The 4,047-nt window shown below is 41.5% G+C and carries 4 protein-coding genes; all 4 read right to left on the minus strand.

Features of this window, described 5'->3' with window-relative positions:
- Window positions 1-168: 168 nt before the first annotated feature.
- Window positions 169-594, minus strand: coding sequence for an NlpC/P60 family protein (locus Aso01_RS15695; protein ID WP_004938152.1), 426 nt, complete (start codon window positions 592-594; stop codon window positions 169-171).
- Window positions 595-641: 47 nt separating this feature from the next.
- A complete protein-coding gene (locus Aso01_RS15700) occupies window positions 642-842 on the minus strand; it encodes a hypothetical protein (RefSeq protein ID WP_004938157.1) in 201 nt (66 codons plus the stop codon).
- A complete protein-coding gene (locus tag Aso01_RS15705) occupies window positions 842-2,194 on the minus strand; it encodes a BspA family leucine-rich repeat surface protein (protein ID WP_004938168.1) in 1,353 nt (450 codons plus the stop codon). The genes Aso01_RS15700 and Aso01_RS15705 overlap by 1 nt, the downstream gene beginning before the upstream one ends.
- Window positions 2,195-2,212: 18 nt before the next feature.
- Window positions 2,213-4,047 (minus strand): CotH kinase family protein (locus Aso01_RS15710; protein WP_042065617.1); only part of this gene is annotated, 1,835 nt, incomplete at its 5' end.

Here is a 4,047-nt window from a genome sequence, read left to right on the forward strand (position 1 = left end):
TTGTATGCGCAGTCGATGAGAAATCGCCATACCAGAACATATTCGCAGCCAACCGGTTTTTGCCATAGACCAGTGGCTGGCACAGTCCGTATGCAGATTGCTGAACACGCATAGAGTTGATGCGATTGTCTGATGTGCTGATTGTTGTACCGCCAAAGATTCCACCCATTATTTTTTCAGCCTCTTCATACGAAAAAACCCGGCGATTCGCCGGGCTAAACTTCCTTTGGTGCCATCTTGAAGAATGACTCCCAGATGGATATATGAATGAATGATCGTTGGCCATTCAACGACAATTGCGCCATGGCTGACGCATTTACCAATTTTATATAAGACGATATCACCTGGTTGCGGTTCATCGACTTCAAAACACACACTCCGGATATGCTCAAGATATCGCTCACCCATCTGATGCATATGCCAGTCTGGCGGATACGGGCGCGGGTCTAAGTGATCCATGAGTCCAACTTTTTCATAGACTTCACAGATCAGCGTACCGCAATCCACACCCACGCCTTTAACTCGACCTTGGTGATGGTAAGGTGTGCCGAGCCAAGTGAGGGCTTCTTGAACGGCAAGATCGTTTTTTTGCATAGACTCACCTAAATTTTGACAATAAAAAAAACGCTAAATGCGGCCTTTTACATCATCTTCGTTTCAGACAATGGCTCCGGCTTCGGACGCTCAGCTTCATACCGCTCTTCTGAAATGAACTCGACGTTGTGAACTGTATTCAATTCATTTGATTCATTCAGTTCACCGTACATCAAAGTCGCACCTGAAATTTTGTTTGTGACTTTGAAGTACTGACCATCTGCTTTTGTATATTTTTTAACGTTCATTAAACTAATCCTCCATCAACAATTGTCCAACCCGCACCGATCAGCCCACTGACTGCTGCTTGACTCGCTGCTGATCGTTTTGCTGCTGCATAAACAGCCTTAGGGCTTGTACCGTTCGCCCATGCGGTTTGTCTTGTTGTACCCACATCAAGCCATAGCGCATTCAAATATTGATCGTAGTTTTCAGTAGACCAATTGGGTGCTGCTGACACATCTGCAATATTTGAATTAACATTGAATTTCGCAGGCCATGCCGACAAATCTTGATTGAACGATGTTGCACCCTGCATGAAGCCTTGGAAGGTCAGTACATTTCGAATATCCCAATCATTGATAGGTTTATTGAATGAAGAGGCATTCCAGAAGAAGAACTCCATATTCACAACTGATCTAAAACTTCCTGTTATCGTATTATTGAATTTTGGATTGTTCGAAAACCAACCCGAAGCATTTTGAAGCACTGGAGCATTAAATTTTATCGAAGCGTTGAAATTACTATCAGCGAAAATGTAATAAGCTTCTTGCAGCAAGAGCGTGTTTCCGAAGTCTACCGATTGATTAAAAGATGTTGCGTAATTAAGCAATCTGCTCATAAATAATGCTTTACTAAAATCAATTCCTGTTAACTGCTGATTGAACTTTGATGCACCTAAAAACATTCCAGTAAAATCACTACAATTTGATGTATCAATATTCAATTTCGAGTTAAACGATGCAGCCCCTTGAAACATAAACGATACATTTGTTGGTTTAGCTGCTGTGATGTTGACATTCTTATTAAACTTTGCAGCATTCATTAGTAAATGATCGATGCTTAATAGTTTTGGTGCATTCCAATTTATCTCACGATCAAAATTAACCGCCGCTGCAAAAGTATAAGCAGCATCAGTCACCTCACTCATATCCCATGAGCTTACTCGCTGATTATAGCTACCCATCTTAATACAAAGACCGTTAATTATATTCGGTGCTTCCGTATGTAGACCCAATGAATAATCAGGATAAGCACCATAAAAGAAATTTCCATCACCCGTATCGAATCCCAGTAATCTGTCTTTATCTTTCCATGACAAATATGCGTAGTCGCGTCCTTCATCTAGTTTTAGAATAATTTCAGTAGAAGGGTTCAGAATTCCTTCAGTGATTGGCAGTGTTATACCTAGCGATGGAGCAGTCAAAGTTGCACCAACAACTTTAAAATCCTTTGGGTTATCACTACGAAATTTAAATATATCGCCATTTTCCACGTCTTGATTTCGAACAATGCGGACATTGCTGACATAGCCGACTGGCGGGAAAACGTTGATCGATTGATCGACTGTATTTGTTGATTTAAACACTGTGCATGACATGATTGATTGCTCCTGCGCTTAAGCTGTGTAATTAAAATATGTGTCTAAAAATGCGATACGCTTTCTCGTCCACGTCAGAATTTGCTCCAAACTTGTGAGATTTAAAGACGGACGCACGGGCCAACGAGCAAGCTCAAGATCGTATACATCTCTTGAATACTTCAAAAATAGATCTGTCGATAAGTTATAGATGTTCTCAACTGAGATGATTTTCAGATCACGCAATTGTTTGTATCGTGCTTCAACATCTGTGTTATACGCGACTTTGACTTTGCGCCAGAACGAGCCTGAACCGGTTGCGATTGTTTGTGTTCCAGACGTGTTGTCATACACAGCACCGCCAGTCCAGTCCAAGCCAAAAACCGTATCCATGTCATAGGGCATAAACATAAAGCGCTTGCCGTCGTAACTCATGAATTGAAAGTTTTTTGCACTGTTGCCACCAGCACCATCCGCATATCGTACAAACTCAGCAAACAGCATAAAATCAATCGCGTTTTGCTTATCGAGATAGTCATTCGCTTGTGCTGTGAAGTTTGCATCACTGAGCTGTGTAAATGCGTTCCAGTTAGAGATAGCTGCCCAAGTATCAGCAGTAGGCGTACTCGGCGCTTTTAATTCATAAAGCGTCGGATTTGTGACTTCAAGATTTGTGATGTCATTCCAGCCATCCATACCGATTAAGATTTCTTTCGGCTTATTTTTGGCAATGTTATAGTTGGCACGCTTCTTCGCGGTTCCGAACGAACCGATACCATAGAACTCGTCATTAATATACAGCAGGGCTGAATAAAGACGCGGTACACCGTTGGCTCCGTTTTGTAGTGCGTCTTTACCTGTTTTGCCAATATACGGTTTTTCCGTTTCTAGGCGTGGATAACCACTTCGAGCTGCTACAATCTGCTCCCAGAGTCGATAGCACATTGCGTTACGAATATTGGTGTGATCGATCCAGTTTGATTTAAACACAAGTTCATCATGTGGCAGCAGATCACCGATTTTGACGTTCAGCGCTTTTGTTAAAGCTTGGTCTGAAAAGAATGCGATGTTCCAGTTTTTCTTTGCATAAGCAGCGCTTGATGAACCTTGCACTTCAAGCTTCACATAGCAGTTGAAAGACTGGCCGTCAAAATGAAACTCACCTTTACCTGAAATCACAGTGCCTTTTGCATCAGGCAGATTCGGCAAATCTGTTAGATAAATTTGAATGATAGACTCTGGCGCTTTCACTGCGACTTGCTTGAGTGCTGTCACAGCTTGCGCTTTGTTTTTAAACTTCTTCAGTTCATTGATTTCATTTAAAACATCGACACCGTTGAAGACCCAGTTGCTATATTTGTCGACGTAGCCGAGCAAGTTCTTTTCAGCATCTTCAAATCGAATCAGTTTTGAATCATCTGATTGCTTTGTCAGTTTTTTCAAATACTCAAGTGCATCAACAGCATTGTGAAGCCCATCGATCTGACCAGAGCGCAACATTCCAGATTTTGTTAAACGTAGGACAATATCCCCATTGTCATCGACAAACGTATATAAATCACTGGAATCATTTATCGCAAGCAGCTTTAACAGTACGCTGATATTGTTCAGATTCAGTTCATCGACAAACTTTTGCAGTTCTTTGATGTCTTCTTGATTTGTGAGCAATATTGAACGCTTCGTATCTTCATCATACGAGACAAGCTGGCACTTTTTATTCAGTGCAAGTACGATATTTCCTGCGTTGTCTTTCCACTCAAATAAGTTTTCAGAATTTGAACTTTCAAAAAAATTGCTTTCCTTGGCTGGTGTGAGGTTCGAACCATCCCAAACATAAAGCCCAGCATCGTCTCCTTGAGCAATACGAACAGTTG

It is taken from the genome of Acinetobacter soli, assembly GCF_000760595.1.
Lineage (GTDB): Bacteria > Pseudomonadota > Gammaproteobacteria > Pseudomonadales > Moraxellaceae > Acinetobacter > Acinetobacter soli.

Coding starts and splice junctions, on each gene's coding strand:
- Aso01_RS15695 (WP_004938152.1), bottom strand. CDS start 594: ATGCAAAAAAACGATCTTGCCGTTCAAGAAGCCCTCACTTGGCTCGGC.
- Aso01_RS15705 (WP_004938168.1), bottom strand. CDS start 2,194: ATGTCATGCACAGTGTTTAAATCAACAAATACAGTCGATCAATCGATC.
- Aso01_RS15700 (WP_004938157.1), bottom strand. CDS start 842: ATGAACGTTAAAAAATATACAAAAGCAGATGGTCAGTACTTCAAAGTC.